Source organism: Nonomuraea roseola, assembly GCF_039535395.1.
Taxonomy (GTDB): domain Bacteria; phylum Actinomycetota; class Actinomycetes; order Streptosporangiales; family Streptosporangiaceae; genus Nonomuraea; species Nonomuraea roseola.
This window is the reverse complement of the sequence record NZ_BAAAXC010000015.1, coordinates 4389797-4408583: the sequence shown is the minus strand read 5'-3', so window position 1 is coordinate 4408583 and position 18787 is coordinate 4389797. Positions and strand designations below refer to the sequence as shown.

Genomic DNA, 18787 nt, shown 5'->3' with positions numbered 1-18787 from the left:
CGCTCGACGCCGCGCGCGTCACTGCTCGGCCAGCGCCCGCCGTACGTCCTCGTCGCCGGGGGCCAGCTCCCTCGCCCTGACCAGATCGGCGCGCGCCTCTTCCAGCCTCCCCAGCGCCCGCAGCGCCACCGACCGGTTGAACCGCAGCTCGGCGCTGTCCTTCAGCTCGATCGCCCTGGTCAGGTCGGCGACCGACGAGGCCAGGTCGCCGTTCTCGTAGGAGAGCACGCCCCTGGCCGCCAGCGCGGTCACCATGGAGGGGTCGCGTTCGAGCGCGGAGCCGAACGCCTTGTAGGCCTCCTCCGGGTTCCCCTCGGCCGCCTCCACCTGTCCGAGCGCGCACAGGAGGTAGGGGTTGGCGGCGTCGCGCTCGGCGTCGGCCCTCGCCCTGCCGTACTCGCCCATGGCCACCAGCAGGCCGGCCCTGTTGACGTACGCGTCGGTGAAATCGGGGTCCAGCTCGATCGCGTAGTCGAGGTCGGCCAGCGCGCCTTCCAGGTCGCCCTCGGCGAACCGCAGCTCGGCCCTGTTGTAGTAGGGCTCGGGGAAGGGGGGACCGACCCGCATCGCCCGCTCGTAGTCGGCCAGCGCCTCCTGCGACCTGCCCAGCTTGACCAGCAGGTTTCCCCTGTCGAGGTAGTAGTCGGGGTAGCCGGGGTCGGCGGCGATCGTCTGGTCGAGGTCGGCCAGCGCCGCCGTGCTCGTGCCGCGAAGCAGCGCCCTGTTGGCGCGCAGGACCAGCTTGTGGATCGGCTGCTCGCCGGGACCGAGATCGCGCTCGGCCAGCTCGATGGCGCGTTCCACCAGCTCCATGGCCTCCTCGAAGCGGCCCCTCCGCACCTGCACCAGCGCCTTGCCGTTCAGGTCGAAGCTCAGGTGGAAGGCGCGCAGCTGGAGGTCGGGCAGCAGGTCGGTGATCGTGATGGCCTCGTTGATCCAGGCCAGCGCCTCCTCCGGGTCGCGCATGGCCGGGTCGTGGTGCCTGACCAGCAGCATCGCGGTCGCGTACGCGCACGTCGCCCGGTGCTTGGCGGTGACGCTCACCCGCCTCGCGTGGTCGAGCAGCGCCCGCGCCTCGTCCTCCCGCTCCAGCGCGGCCAGGGCCGTGGTGGTCCTGTGCAGGATCGTCCACCACTCCTCCGAGTCCTCGGCGAGCTCGGGCAGCAGCAGCCCGCCCGCCTCGGCCATCGCGTGGTGGAAGCCCTCGTTGCGGTAGCGGTCGGTGTCGAGCGGCAGCGTGCCGTCCCTGGGCGTGCTCGGCCCCTCCACGACCACCAGCAGCTCGGCGGGCACCCTGCGCCGAAGCACCTCGAGGAACTCGACATCGGTCGCGTCGGCCTCGCCCGCGTTGGCGACCGTGACCGTCAACGGCCCGCCGCGGGCCAGGTGGTCACGGACGAACTCGGCCAGCCCGTTGGCCAGCCGCAGCGTACGGCGGGGCGCCGGCACCAGGATGCGCTCCTCCTGCGCCACCCCGTCGGCCAGCGACGTGCGCCTGGCCGGAACGAGCTCCCTCAGCCCCGGCGCGGCCGCCCTGACCTCGATGTCGTGCGAGTGGACCAGCTCGGGCCACCGGGCGAGCGCCTCGGGCACGAGCACGTGCAGCAGCCCGCCGGCCAGCGTGTACGGCCCGCGCAATCGCCTGTCTGCGTCAAGAACGATCTGGTTCATAAGATGCGGAAGGGAGCCGATGCCCTCACCGTAGGCACCGACCCCCTCAGCCTTGGTCAGGCCGCGTGCTTCGGAGTCGCGGCACCGGTCAACCTGACCGTGCCGGGCTTGTGAACAACGACCTTCTTCATACGGCCTTCTTTCGGATCAATGACAGACGATCGCCCAATATCAACACGGGAACGGTGTACCCACAAGCCCCTGACCGGTAAGGGACATTTCCCTACTGGTTTCCCTACTGTCGCTTAAAGAGCGAGCTATTCGCCTGGTCAGTCACCCAGGATGGCGTCGACGAACACCTCCGGGTCGAAGGGCGCCAAATCGTCAGGGCCCTCTCCGAGCCCCGCCAGTTTGACGGGCACGCCGAGCTCCCGCTGCACCGAGATGACGATGCCGCCCTTGGCCGTGCCGTCGAGCTTGGTCAGCGCGATGCCCGTGATGTTCACCACTTCGGCGAAGACCTGCGCCTGGCGCATGCCGTTCTGGCCCGTCGTGGCGTCGAGGACCAGCAGGACCTCGTCGACCGTCGCCTTCTTCTCGATGACGCGCTTGACCTTGCCGAGCTCGTCCATCAGGCCCGTCTTGGTGTGGAGCCTGCCCGCGGTGTCGACGATGACCACGTCGACCTTGTCCTCGATGCCCTTGGCAGTCGCGTCGAAGGCCACGGAGGCGGGGTCGCCGCCCTCGGGGCCGCGCACCACCTCGGCGCCGACCCTGTCGCCCCAGGTCTGCAGCTGGTCGGCGGCGGCGGCGCGGAAGGTGTCGGCCGCGCCGAGCACGACCTTCTTCCCGTCGCCGACCAGCGAGCGGGCCAGCTTGCCCGTGGTCGTGGTCTTGCCCGTGCCGTTGACACCCACGACGAGCACGACCGCGGGACGCTCGCCGTGCTTGGCGACGTGAAGGGTGCGGTCGAGGTTGGGGTCGATCTGCTTGAGCAGCTCCTCGCGCAGCAGGCCGCGCACCTCCTCGGGGGTGCGGGTGCCGAGGACCTTGACCTTGGTGCGCAGCTCCTCGACCATGGCCTGGGTCGGCGCGACGCCGACGTCGGCGGTGATGAGGCTCTCCTCGATCTCGTCCCAGACCTCGTCGTCGAGCCGGTCTCTGGACAGCAGCTCCAGCAGGCCCTTGCCGAGGGCGCTCTGCGAGCGGGCCAGGCGCGAGCGCAGCCGGACCATCCGGCCCGCGGACGGCGGAGGAACCTCGAGCTCGGGCGCCTTGATGACGGTCTCGGCCGGCTTGACCGGTGGCGGCACCGTGGTGGTGCTGCCCTCCTCCTCCGGCGCGGGCGGCTTGACCTGCGGTTCGGGCGCAGGCTTCACCTCGGGCGGCTCGACCGGCGGGGGCACGGCCTTTCCGCCCGGCCTGAACAGGAAGTACATGCCGCCGGCCGCCAAGAGGGCGACGACGACCACGATCACGATGATGCCGAGGTAGTCGTTCACAAGCACTCAGTTTTCCAGATCGTCCGGGATGGTCACGCCTTACGACCCACCCTGGCGAGTCAGACCTTTTCCCTGAGCCGCTGGGAAACCACCTGGGTGACACCGTCGCCGCGCATCGAGACGCCGTAGAGGGCGTCGGCGATCTCCATCGTCCGCTTGTTGTGCGTGATGACGATCAGCTGGGAGCTCTGCCTCAGCTCCTCGAAGAGGGTCAGCAGCCGCTGGGTGTTGGTGTCGTCGAGGGCGGCCTCGACCTCGTCCATCACGTAGAACGGCGAGGGCCTGGCCTTGAAGATCGAGATCAGGAACGCCACGGCCGTCAGCGACCGCTCGCCGCCCGACAGCAGCGACAGCCGCTTGACCTTCTTGCCTGGCGGCCTGGCCTCCACCTCGATGCCGGTGGTCAGCATGTCGTCGGGATCGGTCAGCACGAGCCTGCCGTCGCCGCCGGGGAAGACCCTGGTGAAGATCTGCTCGAACTCGCGGGCGACGTCCTCGTAGGCGGAGGAGAACATCTGCTCGACCCTGTTGTCGACCTCCTGCACGACGGTCATGAGCTCGCGCCTGGTCTTCTTGAGGTCCTCCAGCTGGGAGGTCAGGAACGCGTGACGCTCCTCCAGCGCGGCGAACTCCTCCAGCGCCAGCGGGTTGACCTTGCCGAGCTGGTTCATCTGCCGCTCGGCGGCGCGCATCCGCTTCTCCTGCTCCGCCCTGACGTAGGGCACGGGAGGATCGCCTGGCACGGGCGCCGCGGGGCCGTACTCGCCGACCAGGGCCTCGGCCTCGACGCCGAACTCCTCCAGCGCCCGCTGCTCGAGCTGTTCGAGCCGGAGCCGCTGCTCGGTCCTGGCCACCTCGCTGCCGTGGACCCTGTTGACCAGCTTGTCGAGCTCCTGGCTCAGCTCGCGGACCCTGACCCTGACCTGCTTCAGCTCGGCGTCGATCGCCACCCTGGCCAGGTCGGCCTCGTCGCGCTCGCGCGCCGCCCGCTCGACCGAGGCGCCCAGCGCCTTCAGCACCTGCTTGGCCCCGAGCGCCACTGCTTCGGCGACCACCGCCTGCCTCCTGCGCCGCTCCCGCTGCGCGGCGGCCGTCAGCCGCTCCTGGCGCTCGCGCTGGGCGGCCCTCACCAGGCCCTCCGCCCTGCCCGCGATGCCCTTGACCCGCTCCTCGGCCGTGCGGACCTGCAGCCTGGTCTCCATCTCGCCCTGCCTGGCCACCTGGCAGGTCGCGGCCAGATCGTCGCGCAGCTCGGTGGTCGGCTCGGTCTCGAGCTCCTGGGAGTACTCGGCCTCGGCCAGCTCGATCTCCAGCTCCGAGAGCTCGGCCAGCCCCTCCTCGCGCGCCTCCTGCGCCGCGCGCACGCCGCCCGCGAGGCGCTCGGCCTCGTCGGCCGCCGCCTTGGCCGCGGCGCCGAGCTGGGCCAGCCGCCGCGCGGCCGCCGCGTTCGCCTGGTCGGCCTCCCGCTGGCGCGCCCTGACCTGGTCGAGCGTGCCCTGGGCGGCGTTGACCCCCGCCTGCGCGCCGCCTGCCGCGGTCTGCGCCTCGTTGACATGCGACTGCGCGGCCTCCAGCGCCGCCTGGGCCGCCTGCTCGGCCTGGACCGACTCCTCCAGCGCGATCGCGGTGTGCTCGGCCCGCTCCCTGGCCTCCTCCAGGTCGGCGACGGCGTCATCGAGGGCGGCCCTGACCTGCAGCACCGAGGTGCCGCCCGCGGAGCCGCCGACCGCCAGACGCGTGCCGACGAGGTCGCCGCCGCGTGTGACGGCCCTCAGCTCGGGATGCCGCTCCACCAGCGCGCGGGCGTCGTCGAGGTCCTGGACCACGACCACGTCGGCGAGCAGGTGGTCGACCGCCGCTCTGAGGTGGTCGGGCACGCCGACCAGCTCTGCGGCCCACCGCGCCTCTCCTGTCAGCTCGGCCCGCGCCCGGGACGAGCCCGCGTGCGAGGGAGAGCCTCCTGAAGCGCCTGCCACCAGGAGCGTCGCCTGGCCCGCCTCCTTGGCTCTGAGATGGTCGAGCGCCTCCACGGCCGCGCCCACCGACTCGACCGCCACCGACTCGGCGACCGAACCCAGCACGGCCGCGACGGCCATCTCGAAGCCCTGCGTCACCGTCATCGACGCGGCCAGCGGCCCGAGCACCCCTGGCAGCCCCGCCGCCAGCAGCGCGGCGCCGCCGTCGGCCCCCTTGGCCAGGCCGAGCTCCAGGGCCTCACGCCGGGCGTCGAGCGCCGCGACCGCGCGCTGGGCCTGCTGGTCGGCGGCGCGGGCCGTACCGACCGCCGACTTGGCGGCCATCAGGGCCGCTCGCGGGCCCGCCAGCGCCTCCTTGGCCTGCTCCACCATCTCGCGCGCCGCCTCGGCCAGCGCCCTGGCCTCCTCGACGGCACCCTGCGCGGCCGCCAGCTCCTCGGCGAGGGCGGGATCGACGGCGGGCTCCTCGCTCTCGTGCTCCTCGAGATCTTCACGCGCGCGCTGCGCCCGCTGCTCGGCCTCGGAGAAGGACCTGCTCAGCCTGCCGATCTCGTCCTCGGCGGCGCGCGCCCTGCTGCGGGCCGACTCGACCCGCCCGCGCAGCCTGGCCAGCGCTTCACGCCGATCGGCCGCCGCCCGCGAGGCCATGGCCAGCCGCCGCTCCTCGGCGTCGAGCGCGGCCTCTGCCTCCTCGCGCCTGGCGACGGCCGCCTCGAGCAGCTCCTGGGCCTGCTCCAGCGCGGCCGCCAGCTCCAGCTCCTGCTCGCGGACCTCGGCCGCCTCGCGCTCCAGTTCCTCGGGGTCGCGCCCGCGCCGCTCGATGGAGGCGGCGTCGAGCGCGTGCCTGTGCCGCTCGGCTGCCAGGTGCTCCAGCCCGGTGAAACGCTCACGCAGGGAGGCCAGCCTGAAGTAGGTCTCCTGGGCGGCGCTCAGCCTGGGCTGCGCCTCGGCCTCGGCCGCCTCCAGTGCCTGCTCGCGCTGCTGGCCCTCGGCCAGCTCGGCCTCCACCTGGGTCCTGCGCGTCAGGATCGCCGCCTCGTCGGCGGCCTCCTTCGCGAGGTTCTCCCTCAGGATGCACACATCGTCGGCCAGCAGCCGCAGCCGCGCGTCGCGCAGGTCGGCCTGGATGACCGCGGCCTTGCGGGCGATCTCCGCCTGCTTGCCCAGCGGCTTGAGCTGGCGGCGCAGCTCGGTGGCGAGGTCCTGGACGCGGGTGAGGTTGGCCTGCATCGCGTCGAGCTTGCGGAGCGCCTTCTCCTTGCGCTTGCGGTGCTTGAGTACGCCCGCGGCCTCCTCGATGAAGGCCCTGCGGTCTTCGGGACCGGCGTGCAGCACCGCGTCGAGCTGGCCCTGTCCGACGATGACGTGCATCTCGCGCCCGATGCCGGAGTCGGACAGCAGCTCCTGGATGTCGAGCAGCCGGCAGGTGTCACCGTTGATCGCGTACTCGCTCTGCCCCGACCTGAACATCAGGCGGCTGATCGTGACCTCGGTGTAGTCGATGGGCAGCGCGCCGTCGGAGTTGTCGATCGTCAGCGTCACCTCGGCCCTGCCCAGGGGCGGCCTGCTGGAGGTGCCGGCGAAGATGACGTCCTCCATCTTGCCGCCGCGCAGCGACTTGGCGCTGTGCTCGCCCATGACCCACGCCAGGGCGTCGACCACGTTGGACTTGCCTGACCCGTTGGGCCCCACCACGCAGGTGATGCCGGGCTCCAGGCGCAGGGCGGTGGCGGAGGCGAAGGACTTGAATCCGCGCAGCGTGAGCGTCTTCAGATACACCGAACGCTGCCCTCCCCTGAACCGACTGCGGGAAAGCCTACTGGCCCGCGCCGCCTGCCGCTGGTCACAGCGATCCAGCGGTCGGGTGGGCAGTAAAAAGACCCCCGCGGACGGGGGTCGAAAAATTACGAGGGACGCCTCTCCGAGACGTCCCTGATTCGCGCTCCGACCTCTCAGGTGAGAGCCGGCTCGCGCTCCTGCAGGCGGCTGAACGCCTCATCGCGGGTCTGCGCTGCAAGAGCGTCGTTCTGTGCCTGGAGCCGGGTGAGTTCTGCCTCCAGGTCGCGGATTCGCTGCTGCAAGCGGCGCATCTCCGAGACCATCCGAGGGTCAGGACCGCCGACGTGGCCGAGTAGAGCCTTCGCCATAGTAAAGGGTCCTCCACGCTGAGTGACCAGACTGGTTCGCGCACTTCGTGTTCCGCGGGAGGGGTGCGCGTGGTACCTAACAAGAGTCGCACCGGCAGTGTGGGCGGTCAAGTCGAACGCACCGCACAGGACTACCGTCGGGCACTCCCGACATATAAATATACCCTATTTGGCTGGTTTGGCGGAAGGGCTACCGCTCCACAAAGCCGCGCAAACTACCTCGGGGTTCACTCCAGCGTTCTACAACTCCATCGACTCGGCCGGGTGTGTCGCAACCCTTGATCAGCTCCAGGAGCTTGACTCCTGCCTCGCGGGGGCCCTCGGCCACCACCTCGACCCGCCCGTCGTCGGTGTTGCGCGCCCACCCCACCAGCCCGAGCTCCAGCGCCCTCGCCCTGGTCCACCATCGGAACCCGACACCCTGGACGCGTCCGCGCACCCAGGCGGTCAGCCTCACCACGTCACTCATGATCCACTCCTGCCTGCTGGAAGGCGCGCACCGCGGCCGTCTCCCCCTCCTTGCGCCAGACCAGGCCGAGCACCGAGTCGGGCAGGCCGGCGACCGGCACGAACCTGACGTCGCCCCGCCCGTGGTAGGCGGCCGTGGGGGTGCAGAAGAGCATGGCGCCCCTGTTCAGCGCGACCTGAGTCAGGCCTTCCTGGCTGGTGGAGACAGTACCCGCCGAGGGGATGGGCCGGCCCATCGGCGTGCTCGTCGGAGCGACGAGCTCACGCCACCTGCGGGGCGCGGGATCGTCGAGCCCGACCAGCGGCAGCTGCGCGAGCTCCTCGGCCTCGATGCGCGCCCTGTCCGCCAGTGGGTGCCGCGGCGAGAGCGCCACCTGCAGCGGGACCTTGTTCAGGCCCGCCCCCGTCTCGAGGTCGGGCTCGTCCACGGGCAGCAGGGTGAAGCTCACGTCCACCCTGCCGGCGCGCAGCTTGCCGAAGGGGTCGGCCATCGGCACCTCGACCAGCTCCACCTCACAGGCGGGGTTGCGCCGCTCGAACTCCCTGACCGTGCTGGTGACGACCTCCGTCGGCGTGCCGAGGAAACCGACCCGCAGCACGCCCTCGACCAACCTGGCGGCCGACCTCGCCCTGGTGAGCGCGGCTCCCAGCCCTTCGTAGGCGGGGTGCAGGTCGGCGAGGAAGCGCTCGCCCAGCGGCGTCAGCCGTACGCGCCTGCTGGTCCTGTCGAACAGCCTGGCGCCGACGCGGGTCTCCAGCGCCCGCACCAGCTGGCTGACCCTGCCGGGCGACAGGTAGAGCCGCTCGGCGGCCCTGGCGAAGTGCAACTCCTCGCTGAGCACGACGAAGCACTCCAGCTCCCTGAACTCCATCACGACTCCTTAGCCTGACTAAACCAAGGCTTCGATCTTCGCCATTGTTCCCGCACGTCGGGCCCAGAACGCTGGGGTCATGACGACAATCGAAACCGCCCGCGCGCCATGGCCTGCCGTGTCCTCCGTCGCGGTCGGCACCTTCACGATCGTGACGAGCGAGATGCTGCCCGTCGGCCTGCTGACGCCCATCGGCTCCACGCTGGGCGTCTCCGACGGCGTGGCCGGGCTGACCATGTCGGCGCCCGGAGTCGTCGCCGCCCTCTCCGCGCCTCTGCTGACCGTCGTGGCAGGACGGCTCGACCGGCGGATCGTGCTGATCGCGTTGATGGCCCTGCTGGCCGGCGCCAACCTCCTGGCCGCCTACTCCCCCACCTACGCGGTGATGCTGGTCGCCAGGGTGCTGGTCGGTGTGAGCATCGGGGGCTTCTGGGCGTTCGCCGCCACGCTCCCCACTCGGCTGGTGCCCGAGCAGCACGTCGGCAGGGCCGCCGCGATGATCGCGGGCGGTGTCTCCGTGGCGTCGGTGCTCGGCGTGCCGGCCGGCACGCTGATCCTGTCGCTGGCGGGGTGGCGGACGGCGTTCGTGGCGGTGGCCGTGCTCGCCGTCGTTGTCCTGGTCGCGCTGGTCCTGGTGCTGCCGCCGCTGCCCGCCACCCAGGCGGTACGGCCTGCCCAGCTGCTCGCGGTCTGGCGCGACAGCGCGCTCAGGGCCGCCCTGGTCGCCACCGCGCTCGTCGTGACGGGCCACTTCGCCGCCTACACCTACATCCGCCCGTTCCTCGAGCAGGTCTCCGGCGCGGGGCCGGCCCTGATCAGCGGCCTCCTCCTCGCGTACGGCGTCGCGGGCGTGGTCGGCAACTTCGGCTCAGGAGCCCAGGCCGCACGCGGGCCCAGGCAGATCATGGTGGTGCTCGCCGTGCTGATCGCCGTCTCCACCATGGGGATGCCGCTGGCGGGCGCCGTGATGCTGCTGCTGTGGGGCCTCTCCTACGGCGGCGTCTCGGTGACGGGACAGCTCTGGGTCGCCAGGTCGGGCGGCGGCGAGGCGGGCATGGCCATGCTGTCGTCGGTCTTCAACGCCGCCATCGCGCTGGGCGCGCTGCTCGGCGGCGTGATCGTGGACGCCGCCTCACCCAGCGCGGTGATGTGGTTCGGGGCCGTGCTCGCCCTGCTCACCGCGGCTTACGCTGGCACCTGGGGCAGGAGAAGGACGATCGGTTCATGAACGCCTCGCGCCTGATCGGCGTGCCGCACCTCGAGCACGGCTGGTCGCGCCTGCCGTACGCCTCGAGGGAGCGGTCGAAGTAGCCGCTCTCGCCGTTGACGTTGACGTAGAGGCTGTCGAAGGAGGTGCCGCCCTGCAGGAGGGCGGCGCCCATGACCTGGCGGACCGCGGCGAGCAGCTCGGCGATCTTGGGCTTGGTGAGGGTCTCGGTGGAGCGCGACCAGTGGAGCCTGGCAAGCCAGAGCGCCTCGTCGGCGTAGATGTTGCCGACACCGCTGATCAGCGACTGGTCGAGCAGGGCCCGCTTGATCTCCGTGCGCCTTGCCCTGAGCCTGCGGGCGAAGACGTCGTCGTCGAAGGCCGCCTCGAACGGGTCGGGGGCGATGTGCGCGATGGGCTCGGGCACGCCGTTGACCAGCGAGGTGAGCATGACGTGGCCGAAGGTGCGCTGGTCGACGAAGCGCAGGTCGTTGCCGCCGTCGGCGAAGGCCAGCCGTACCCTCAGATGCTTCTCCAGCAGGGAGTCGGGCGAGACCACGAGCAACTGGCCGCTCATGCCGAGGTGGGCGAGGATCGCCTCTTCGCCGTCGAGCGGCAGCCACAGGTACTTGCCGCGCCGCTCGGCGGAGGTGATCGTGCGCCCCGTGACCAGGAACGGCCCGATCTGGCGGCGTACGGCCCTTGGATGCAGGACCTCGGCGGTGCCGATCGTGCGCCCTGTCACCCAGTCGGCCAGGCCCCTGCGGACGACCTCTACCTCGGGAAGCTCAGGCATGCTAGCCCGCCGGCTGGCTCTCGCGCTGCTCTCTGCGCGCCCTGATGCGGGTCCAGGCCGCCTCGGCCGCCTGCTGCTCGGCCTCCTTCTTGCTGCGGCCCTTGCCCGAGCCGTAGGACTCGCCGCCGACCCGCACCTCGGCGGTGAAGGACTTGGCGTGGTCGGGACCGCTCTCCTCGACGTGGTACTCGGGGACGCCCAGCGCCTCCGAGGCGGTGAGCTCCTGCAGCGAGGTCTTCCAGTCGAGCCCCGCGCCCAGCGAGGCCGAGCGCGTGATCAGCGGGTCGAACAGCAGGTGCACGACCCTGAAGGCCTCGTCGAGCCCGAGGTCGACGTAGACGGCGCCGATCAGCGCCTCGAGGGTGTCGGCGAGGATCGAGGACTTGTCGCGCCCTCCGGTGCCCTCCTCGCCCCTGCCGAGCCGCATGAAGCGGCCCAGGCCGAGGTGGCGGGCCACGTCGGCCAGCGCGCGCATGTTGACCACGGCCGCCCGCAACTTGGCCAGCTGGCCCTCGGGCAGGTCGGGGTGGTTGCGGTAGAGCGTGTCGGTGACCACCAGGCCCAGCACCGAGTCGCCGAGGAACTCCAGGCGCTCGTTGGTGGGCAGGCCGCCGTTCTCGTACGCATAGGAGCGGTGCGTCAGCGCCCGCTCGAGAATGTCGGCGTCGAGCCTGACGGAAAGGACCCGCTCCAGCTCGTCTCTGGCGACCTCGACGGCCACCGGCTTGGGACCTGCGCCCACGTGTTACCTCCTCAGAGCATCTCTCCGAAGCGCGTGGGCGAGGGAACTGAGAGATGCCCGAAAACGTGGTGGGCGTCGGGGACCAGCCCCGGCGTCCACCACGGCCGCGGGCGAACCGCCGCCGCACGCACCTGAGACGGTGACGCCGACCGGAGCAGCATGGGCACCGGCCGGCATTCCGTCATTGTGCGATCAGGCAGACGGCTCGATGACCTGACGGCGGTTGTAGGTGCCGCAGGTCGGGCACGCGATGTGCGGCTGCTTGGGCGAACGGCACTGCGGGCAGCTCACCAGCGCGACAGCAGACGTCTTCCACTGGGCGCGGCGGGAGCGGGTGTTGCTCCGCGACATCTTCCGCTTCGGGACGGCCACGTCACTTCTCCTGATCGTTATCGTTCTCGGAAATCAGACCTTGCAACGACGCCCAGCGAGCGTCGATCTTCTCGTGCCCGTGGTCAGGGCCGGCCTGGGCCAGCTTGACCCCGCAGTCCACGCACAGCCCCCTGCAGTCTTCCCTGCACACGGGGCTGAGCGGCAGTGCGAGCACCACCGCGTCGCGGAACGTCGGCTCGAGGTCGAGAAGTTCACCGTCGAGCAGCGAGTCCTCCTCCGAGGCGTCCTCGTCGGAGTAGAAGAACAGCTCCTGCAGGTTGACCTCGATCTCCGAGGACAACGGGTCGAGACACCGCGAGCACTCCCCCGCGAGGGGAGCGTGTGCGGTGCCCGAGACGAGCACGCCTTCCATCACTGCTTCGAGCCTGATGTTCAGCTCGACTTCGGTGTCCTTGGGGACACCGATCATGTCGACGCCGAGATTTGCCGGTGCCGGGAGGGACAGAGTCATCTGCCGCATCGAGCCCGGCCGCCTGCCCAGGTCATGAGTGGAGATCACCCAAGGGGCGCGGGGGTCGAGGTGCTGAGTCATCCTGCTCTCGCTAGGCATGGCGAAATATCGCCGTCGTACAAGGCCAGATAGCAACGATACCAGGCGCGGGTCAGCCCCTGAGCCGTTCGATCAAGAGCTTGTGCACCAGATCAGGGACGAGCCCGGAAACATCGCCACCGTACCGGGCGATCTCCTTCACCCTGGACGACGACAGGAACGAATATTCCGGATTCGTCGGCATGAAAAGCGTCTCCACGCCCGACAGACGGTAGTTGAGCTGCGCCATCTGCAGTTCGTAGTCGAAGTCGCTGACCACGCGGATGCCCTTGACGATCGCGGGGATGTCGTTCTGGCGGCAGAAGTCGACGAGCAGGCCGTGAAACTTCTCGACCCTGACGTTGGGGTAGTCCTTGGTGACCGTGGTGAGGATGTCGATGCGTTCCTCGACCGTGAACAGGCTCTTCTTCTCGACATTGATCAGTACGGCGACTGTCACCTCGTCATACAGCCGGGCGGCCCGGCCGATGATGTCGAGGTGTCCGTTGGTGATGGGGTCGAACGACCCTGGGCACACTACGCGGCGCACATCGCCTCCCACGTTTACGGGTTCCCGGCGGCGCGACCGTACCAAACGGACGCTTCGCCGTAACGACGGACCCTCTCCTCCTCGTAGCCAGGGGGCCACACCAGGTCCTTCCCCCTGCTCTCGCGTTCCACCGCGACGAGCGCGTCCGGCGTGAGCCAGCCGTTGTCGCGCAGCAGTTCGAGCATCCTCGTGACGTCCTCGTCGGTGACCGCGTAGGGCGGGTCGGCGAACACGATGTCGTACGGCTCGCCCTGCCTGGCCAGCAGCCGCTCCACCCTGTCGGCCACCACCGTCGCCTCGCCGAAGCCGAGCTCCCTGATGTTGGCCTTGATGGTCTTCACCGCCCTGGGGTCGGACTCCACCAGCAGCGAGTGGGCCGCTCCCCTGGACACCGCCTCCAGCCCGACCGCCCCCGAACCCGCGTAGAGATCGATCACCCTCGCGCCGCCGAGCCCGTGCAGCGAGTCGAGCGTCAAGAAGATCCCTTCTCTTGCCCTGTCACTCGTCGGCCTCGTCGTACGGCCCTGCGGCACCGCCAGCCGTCTGCCACCCGCGCTCCCCGCGATGATCCGCGTCATGCCACCCATTGTTCCGCATGTCAGCGCAGGTCAAGAGTGGACAAGTGTCTGCCTCGACTGCGCAAGGGTCGTAGCTATCGCTCCGATCGGCCCGCATGATGAGTTCTGCGACCTTCGAGGTGACCCAAATGAAGGTCGACCGGCGTGATCGTGAGCCCTTCCGCACGCCGGTTCCCTCGGCACCTGACCCGAGGGTGGGCCCAGCCGGGGACGGCATTCGGGGGGAGGCCGTCCCCGGCGCTGGGCCCGTCACCACCGCATCGGCGGTGGTGACGGGCGGCGCAGGACGAACTCCCCCGCACGACGAAGCGTCCCCGCAGGACGAGCTTCCCCGCAGGACGAGCTTCCCGCAGGCCGGAGTATCCGGCCCGAACCTTCGCGGACCGGACCTCAGGTCTTCTCCAGGTATCCCGCCCGCTCGTCGGCCAGCAGCCTGTCGATCTCGGCGCGCAGGCCGGGCAGGGACGACAGCTCGGGGTCGGCCGACAGCAGCGCCGCCGCCTCCTCGCGGGCGGCCACGATCACGTCCTCGTCCCTGAGCAGCTGCAGCATCTTGAGCGAGGAGCGCTTGCCCGACTGGGCCGCTCCGAGCACGTCGCCCTCACGCCGCTGCTCCAGGTCGACCCTCGACAGCTCGAACCCGTCGAGCGTGGAGGCGACCGCCTCGAGACGCTCCCTCGCCGGAGTGCCCGCGGGGAACTCGGTGACGAGCAGGCACAGCCCGGGCAGCCCGCCTCGGCCCACGCGCCCCCTGAGCTGGTGCAGCTGCGACACCCCGAACCTGTCGGCGTCCATGATGATCATGACGGAGGAGTTGGGCACGTCGACGCCCACCTCGATCACCGTCGTGGCCACCAGCACGTCGACGGCGCCCTGCGAGAAGGCGCGCATGATCGCGTCCTTCTCCTCGGGAGGGAGCTTGCCGTGCAGCACCTCGACGCGCAGCCCGTGCAGCGGCCCTGAGGCGAGCATCTCGGCCACCTCGAGCACCGCCAGCGGCGGCCGCTTGTCGTCGTCGCCCGCCGCGAGGTCTCCCTCGTCGCCCTCCAGGTCGCCGATGCGGGGGCAGACGATGTAGGCCTGGCGGCCGAGGCCGACCTCCTCGCGCACGCGCTCCCACGTGCGTTCGAGGTAGTGGGGCTTCTCCGCGGCGGGAACGACGTGCGTGGTGATCGGCGCGCGGCCCGAGGGGAGCTGCGACAGCGTCGAGACCTCGAGATCGCCGAAGACGGTCATGGCGACCGTGCGCGGAATGGGCGTGGCGGTCATGACCAGCACGTGTGGACGCCCGCCCGACACCTTCTCGCGCAGCGCGTCGCGCTGTTCGACGCCGAACCTGTGCTGCTCGTCGACGACGACGAGGCCCAGGTCGGCGAACTGGACGTGCTCCTGCAGCAGCGCGTGGGTGCCGACGACGATGCCCGCGGTGCCCGACGCGGCGTCGAGCAGGGCCGATCGGCGCGCGGCCGTGCCCATGGAGCCGGTGAGCAGCCCCACCGCGGTGCCGCCGAACATGCCGCCGGCCGCCAGGTCGCCCAGCATCGAGGTGATCGAGCGGTGGTGCTGCTGGGCCAGCACCTCGGTGGGCGCCAGCAGGACGGCCTGCCCCCCGGCGTCGACGACCTGCAGCATGGCGCGCAGCGCCACCACCGTCTTGCCCGCGCCGACCTCGCCCTGGAGCAGCCGGTGCATCGGGTGCTCCAGCGTGAGGTCGGCCGCGATCTCCTCACCGACGGCCGCCTGCCCCTCGGTCAGCGAGAACGGCAGCCGCTCGTCGAAGGCCGCCAGCATGCCGCCCGCCACACGCGGGCGCGCCTTGGCGGGCCAGGCCACCGCTGCGGCCCTGCGCTGCAGCAGGACGGCCTGCAGCACGAACGCCTCGTCGAACTTCAGCCTCTTGCGCGCCCTCGTCACGTCGCCGAAGTCGCGCGGCCTGTGGACGGCCACCAGCGCGTCGGCCAGGTCGGGCAGCTCGTGCCTGCGGCGCAGCTCGGCGGGGAGCGGATCCTCCAGCGGGCCGAGCGTGTCGAGGACCACCCCGACGGCCCTGCGGATGGCCCAGGGGGTGAGGTCCTTGCCCGCGGGGTAGATCGGCACGGGCGCGGCGGCGAACTCGGCCGCGTTCGCCTCGGCCTCCTCTTCGAACAGCTCGAACTCGGGATGGGTCAGCTGCCAGCGCGGCGTCGCCCTGGCGCCGAACAGCCCCACCTTGCCCGCGAACATGCCGCGCCGCCCGGTCTTCAGGCGCGACTCGGCCACGTGGGAGCCCTTGCCGAAGAACGACAGGTAGATCTTCTTGCCGGTGCCGTCGACGACCTCGACCTCGAGCCAGGTGCCGCCCCTGTTGCGCATGGGTTTGCGCATGAGCCTGGTGACCTCGCCGACGACCGTGACGTGCTCGTCGACCTCGAGCGCGTCGAGCGAGGTCAGCTCGCCGCGCTCGGCGTAGCGGCGCGGGTAGTGGCGCAGCAGGTCGCCGACCGTCTCCAGGTCGAGCACGCTGTGCAGCAGCTTGGCGGTCTTGGGATCGAGCGCCTTGCTCAGGGGCTCGTCGAATCGACTCACGTCAACCAGTTGTACCGCCTGCGACCGACAGGATTCACTCGACACCGATGAGCAACGGGTAACCGCCCTGTTCTCCGTCGTACACCACGACCTCCACGTCGGGCCTGGTGGCCGCCAGACGCTCCTCCACCGACGCGGCGAGCCGTACCGGCGCGCCCGCCCCTGTGACCAGGGTGACCAGCTCGCCTCCGCCCGCCACCATCCTGTCCACGATCAGCGCCGCGACCTCGGTCAGCGAGCCGCCGATGACCGCGACGTCGCCGTCGATCATGCCGAGCACGTCGCCTGGCGTGCACATGCCCGCGCTGGTGAAGGCCTGCCTGTCGGCCACCGTCAGATGCCCGTAGCGGGTGTGGCCCGCGGCGTCCGTCATGGCCACCACGTCGTCGTCGAAGCGGCGCAGCGGGTCGTGGACGGCCAGCGCGGCCAGCCCCTGCACGGTCGCCTTGGTGGGCAGCACGCTCACCACCACGCCGTCCTCGCGCGCGATCTCCGACGCCGCGACCGCGACCGCCCTCACGCCCTCGTCGTTGGGCAGCACCGCCACCTCGCTGCCCGCCTCGCGGATGGCCGCCAGCATCGCCGGCAGCGGAGGGCTCGAACCTGGCTCCCGCCGTACGACGACGGCCCCGCACTCCTCGAACAGGGCGGCGATGCCGTCGCCCGCGGCCACCGCGACCACTCCCCTGCCGCCGCCGGCCCTGTGCGTGCGGCCGGGCGCGGCCAGGTAGGTCACCTTGATCCGGTGCGGCCTGCCCGCCCTCATGCCCGCCTCGATCGCCTGGCCCGCCTCGTCGACGTGTACGTGGACGTTCCACAGCCCGTCGCCGCCGACCACCACCAGCGAGTCGCCGAGCGAGTCGAGCTCGGCGCGCAGCTTGCCCACCGCCTCCTCGTCGGCGTCGAGCAGGAACATCACCTCGTAGCCGGCGCCCGACTCGGTCATCGGCGTCACCCTGCCCGTCGGCGGGGGCACGTCGTAGCGCTCGGCGTAGGAGTCGGTGATCACCGCGGCGAGCGCCTCCAGGATGATCGCCATCCCCGCGCCTCCGGCGTCCACCACGCCGCTGCGGGCCAGCACGTCGAGCTGGCCGGGGGTGCGGCGCAGCGCCGCCCTCGCCTCCGCCGCCGCTCCTCGCGCGGTCGCGGCGAGATCACCCGCGGGTACGGCCGAAGCCACCGCCTCGAGCACGGTCAGCACGGTGCCCTCGACCGGCCTGGCCACCGCCGACCTGGCCAGCTCCGCCGCCCGTGCCAGTCCCTCGCACAGGTCGGCGCCGGTGCCCTCGCGATCCTTGAGCACCTCGGCCAGCCCCCTGAGCGCCTGGCTGACGATGACGCCCGAGTTGCCCCTGGCCCCGACCAGCGCGCCGTACGCCATGGTCTGCCACACCACGGCGGCGCCCATGTCGTCGGGCAGCGCCTCCACGGCCTCGGCCGCGGAGATCATCGTGAGGTGCAGGTTGGTGCCCGTGTCGCCGTCGGCCACGGGGAAGACGTTCAGCGCGTCGATCTCCGCCCTCGCCCTTCCCAGGGTGTCGGCGGCCAGCCGCGCCCAGCGGCGCACCGCGGGCGGGTCGAGAACCTCCATGTGTGCTCCCTCGCGGCCCCGATGCGCTAGCGTTATTGCGGAGAATATCCCCAACACCCACCCGCTGCCGCTCGAGTTCGCGGTCAGGGGTGCGGATCGGATATCCTCGTCTGGCTGGCCGGTTGTCCCCGGCATGCCCTCCGCCCGCAACATCCAAGCGGACTGGGCTTATCGACTGAAAAGGAGCGATACCGTGGCTTCCGTCTGCGATGTCTGCCGCAAGGGCCCGACGTTCGGTAACAACGTGTCCCACTCCCACCGTCGCACCCGTCGTCGTTGGAACCCCAACATCCAGACGGTGCGCGCGGTCGTTGGTGGCACGCCGAAGAAGATGAACGTCTGCACCTCGTGCATCAAGGCTGGCAAGGTCACCCGCTAGTCTTCACAACTTCCGAAAGCCCGTCGCTCATCCGAGCGACGGGCTTTCGGCTTTTCACACCGTCTTTGACGGCTACGAGCGCCACATCCAGGCGTGGTCCACGGGGCCGATGCCGTCGCCCAGGGGAAAGCCGCGGCTGATCGCGCCCGTGACGTAGTCCTTCGCCTTGCCGGCCGCCGTCGGCACGTCGTCACCCATCGCCAGGTACGACGCGATCGCCGAGGCGAGCGTGCAGCCCGTGCCGTGGGTGTGGCGGTTGTCCAGGCGCGGCGCCCTGAAGCGGAACTCCGCAGCTCCGTCCGTCAGCAGGTCGACGGGCTCGCCCGGCAGGTGCCCGCCCTTGATGAGGACCCAGGTGGGGCCGAGCGCCAGGACGGCGTCGGCGGCTCGGCGCAGGTCGCGCTCGTCCTCGACCTTGACGGAGGTGAGCTGCTCGACCTCCCACAGGTTCGGCGTGACGACCGTGGCGACGGGCAGCAGCAGCGTCTTGAGGGTGTCGACGGCCTCGGGCGCGAGCAGCGAGTCGCCGTGCTTGGAGACGCCGACGGGGTCCACCACGACGGGGGCGCCGGCGGCGGCCAGCGCCTCGGCGACCGTCTCCACCAGAATGGGCGAGGCCAGCATGCCCGTCTTGACGGCCTGCGCGCCGATGTCGCTCAGCACCGAGTCGAGCTGGGCGCGCACCGCTTCGGGCGGCAGCTCCCAGTACCCCTGGACGCCCAGGGAGTTCTGGGCGGTCACGGCGGCGATCACGCTCATGCCGTGGACGCCGAGCGCCAGCATCGTCTTCAGATCTGCCTGGATTCCCGCGCCGCCGCCGGAGTCGGAGCCGGCGACGGTGAGGACGCGAGGAGGGGGCGAAACGGTCATGGCCTCCATCC

At 71.0% G+C, this 18787-nt stretch carries 17 protein-coding genes; 2 read left to right on the top strand and 15 right to left on the bottom strand.

The window, feature by feature from the left end; translation table 11 throughout:
• Nucleotides 1-18: 18 nt before the first annotated feature.
• The 6 genes from ABFX55_RS44360 to ABFX55_RS44335 form a co-directional block, all read right to left on the bottom strand.
• Nucleotides 19-1671 carry a tetratricopeptide repeat protein gene (locus tag ABFX55_RS44360; protein ID WP_346129686.1) on the bottom strand — a complete coding sequence of 551 codons (1653 nt, stop codon included), beginning with the start codon at nt 1669-1671 and terminating at the stop codon, nt 19-21.
• A 269-nt stretch (nt 1672-1940) separates the two neighbouring features.
• Nucleotides 1941-3113 (bottom strand): signal recognition particle-docking protein FtsY, encoded by a 1173-nt coding sequence (gene ftsY, locus ABFX55_RS44355; RefSeq protein WP_346129685.1) that lies wholly within the window; start codon nt 3111-3113, stop codon nt 1941-1943.
• 59 nt (nt 3114-3172) lie between these two features.
• Entirely contained in the window at nt 3173-6868 is a 3696-nt protein-coding gene (smc, locus tag ABFX55_RS44350) for a chromosome segregation protein SMC (RefSeq protein ID WP_346129684.1), read from the bottom strand.
• Between the two features lie 173 nt (nt 6869-7041).
• Nucleotides 7042-7236 carry a hypothetical protein gene (locus ABFX55_RS44345; RefSeq protein WP_183656443.1) on the bottom strand — a complete coding sequence of 65 codons (195 nt, stop codon included), beginning with the start codon at nt 7234-7236 and terminating at the stop codon, nt 7042-7044.
• A gap of 190 nt (nt 7237-7426) precedes the next feature.
• Nucleotides 7427-7705, bottom strand: coding sequence for an acylphosphatase (locus tag ABFX55_RS44340; protein WP_346129682.1), 279 nt, complete (start codon nt 7703-7705; stop codon nt 7427-7429).
• Nucleotides 7698-8576 carry a LysR family transcriptional regulator gene (locus ABFX55_RS44335; RefSeq protein WP_346129680.1) on the bottom strand — a complete coding sequence of 293 codons (879 nt, stop codon included), beginning with the start codon at nt 8574-8576 and terminating at the stop codon, nt 7698-7700. The genes ABFX55_RS44340 and ABFX55_RS44335 overlap by 8 nt, the downstream gene beginning before the upstream one ends.
• A 79-nt stretch (nt 8577-8655) precedes the next feature.
• On the opposite strand from ABFX55_RS44335, the gene ABFX55_RS44330 reads away from it, so the two are divergent.
• Nucleotides 8656-9804 (top strand): MFS transporter, encoded by a 1149-nt coding sequence (locus tag ABFX55_RS44330; RefSeq protein WP_346129678.1) that lies wholly within the window; start codon nt 8656-8658, stop codon nt 9802-9804.
• Here ABFX55_RS44330 and mutM read toward each other — a convergent pair.
• The 8 genes from mutM to ABFX55_RS44290 all read right to left on the bottom strand — a co-directional run bounded on the left by mutM (nt 9752) and on the right by ABFX55_RS44290 (nt 17527).
• Nucleotides 9752-10579: a bifunctional DNA-formamidopyrimidine glycosylase/DNA-(apurinic or apyrimidinic site) lyase gene (gene mutM, locus ABFX55_RS44325; RefSeq protein WP_346129676.1), complete on the bottom strand. Its 828-nt coding sequence runs from the start codon at nt 10577-10579 to the stop codon at nt 9752-9754. The two genes, ABFX55_RS44330 and mutM, sit on opposite strands and share 53 nt — an antisense overlap.
• A 1-nt stretch (nt 10580) precedes the next feature.
• Nucleotides 10581-11300: a ribonuclease III gene (rnc, locus tag ABFX55_RS44320; RefSeq protein WP_183660455.1), complete on the bottom strand. Its 720-nt coding sequence runs from the start codon at nt 11298-11300 to the stop codon at nt 10581-10583.
• A gap of 213 nt (nt 11301-11513) precedes the next feature.
• Nucleotides 11514-11693, bottom strand: coding sequence for a 50S ribosomal protein L32 (rpmF, locus tag ABFX55_RS44315; RefSeq protein ID WP_183656428.1), 180 nt, complete (start codon nt 11691-11693; stop codon nt 11514-11516).
• Between the two features lies 1 nt (nt 11694).
• The gene (locus tag ABFX55_RS44310; RefSeq protein WP_379479040.1) at nt 11695-12264 is read right to left on the bottom strand and encodes a YceD family protein; all 570 of its coding nucleotides are present in this window, start codon (nt 12262-12264) and stop codon (nt 11695-11697) included.
• Between the two features lie 52 nt (nt 12265-12316).
• Nucleotides 12317-12793: a pantetheine-phosphate adenylyltransferase gene (gene coaD / locus ABFX55_RS44305; protein WP_183656422.1), complete on the bottom strand. Its 477-nt coding sequence runs from the start codon at nt 12791-12793 to the stop codon at nt 12317-12319.
• Nucleotides 12794-12807: 14 nt separating this feature from the next.
• The gene (gene rsmD, locus ABFX55_RS44300) at nt 12808-13371 is read right to left on the bottom strand and encodes a 16S rRNA (guanine(966)-N(2))-methyltransferase RsmD (protein WP_346129672.1); all 564 of its coding nucleotides are present in this window, start codon (nt 13369-13371) and stop codon (nt 12808-12810) included.
• Nucleotides 13372-13761: 390 nt separating this feature from the next.
• Nucleotides 13762-15936, bottom strand: a complete 2175-nt coding sequence (recG, locus tag ABFX55_RS44295) for an ATP-dependent DNA helicase RecG (protein WP_346129671.1) — start codon at nt 15934-15936, stop codon at nt 13762-13764.
• Nucleotides 15937-15970: 34 nt separating this feature from the next.
• Nucleotides 15971-17527 carry a DAK2 domain-containing protein gene (locus ABFX55_RS44290; protein WP_346129669.1) on the bottom strand — a complete coding sequence of 519 codons (1557 nt, stop codon included), beginning with the start codon at nt 17525-17527 and terminating at the stop codon, nt 15971-15973.
• A gap of 193 nt (nt 17528-17720) precedes the next feature.
• Here ABFX55_RS44290 and rpmB point away from each other — a divergent pair, with 193 nt between their 5' ends.
• Nucleotides 17721-17906: a 50S ribosomal protein L28 gene (gene rpmB, locus ABFX55_RS44285; RefSeq protein WP_183656410.1), complete on the top strand. Its 186-nt coding sequence runs from the start codon at nt 17721-17723 to the stop codon at nt 17904-17906.
• A 72-nt stretch (nt 17907-17978) separates the two neighbouring features.
• Here the strand turns inward: rpmB and thiD are convergent, their stop codons facing one another.
• Nucleotides 17979-18785 (bottom strand): bifunctional hydroxymethylpyrimidine kinase/phosphomethylpyrimidine kinase, encoded by an 807-nt coding sequence (gene thiD, locus ABFX55_RS44280; protein ID WP_346129667.1) that lies wholly within the window; start codon nt 18783-18785, stop codon nt 17979-17981.
• Nucleotides 18786-18787: the final 2 nt, after the last annotated feature.

Bases quoted from the DNA above. Each gene is read 5' to 3' on its own strand.
- ABFX55_RS44335 (WP_346129680.1), bottom strand. From the start codon at position 8,576: ATGGAGTTCAGGGAGCTGGAGTGCTTCGTCGTGCTCAGCGAGGAGTTG.
- ABFX55_RS44330 (WP_346129678.1), top strand. From the start codon at position 8,656: ATGACGACAATCGAAACCGCCCGCGCGCCATGGCCTGCCGTGTCCTCC.
- ABFX55_RS44340 (WP_346129682.1), bottom strand. From the start codon at position 7,705: ATGAGTGACGTGGTGAGGCTGACCGCCTGGGTGCGCGGACGCGTCCAG.
- ABFX55_RS44290 (WP_346129669.1), bottom strand. From the start codon at position 17,527: ATGGAGGTTCTCGACCCGCCCGCGGTGCGCCGCTGGGCGCGGCTGGCC.
- ABFX55_RS44310 (WP_379479040.1), bottom strand. From the start codon at position 12,264: ATGCCTAGCGAGAGCAGGATGACTCAGCACCTCGACCCCCGCGCCCCT.
- ABFX55_RS44360 (WP_346129686.1), bottom strand. From the start codon at position 1,671: ATGAACCAGATCGTTCTTGACGCAGACAGGCGATTGCGCGGGCCGTAC.
- ABFX55_RS44345 (WP_183656443.1), bottom strand. From the start codon at position 7,236: ATGGCGAAGGCTCTACTCGGCCACGTCGGCGGTCCTGACCCTCGGATG.
- thiD (WP_346129667.1), bottom strand. From the start codon at position 18,785: ATGGAGGCCATGACCGTTTCGCCCCCTCCTCGCGTCCTCACCGTCGCC.
- rsmD (WP_346129672.1), bottom strand. From the start codon at position 13,371: ATGACGCGGATCATCGCGGGGAGCGCGGGTGGCAGACGGCTGGCGGTG.
- mutM (WP_346129676.1), bottom strand. From the start codon at position 10,579: ATGCCTGAGCTTCCCGAGGTAGAGGTCGTCCGCAGGGGCCTGGCCGAC.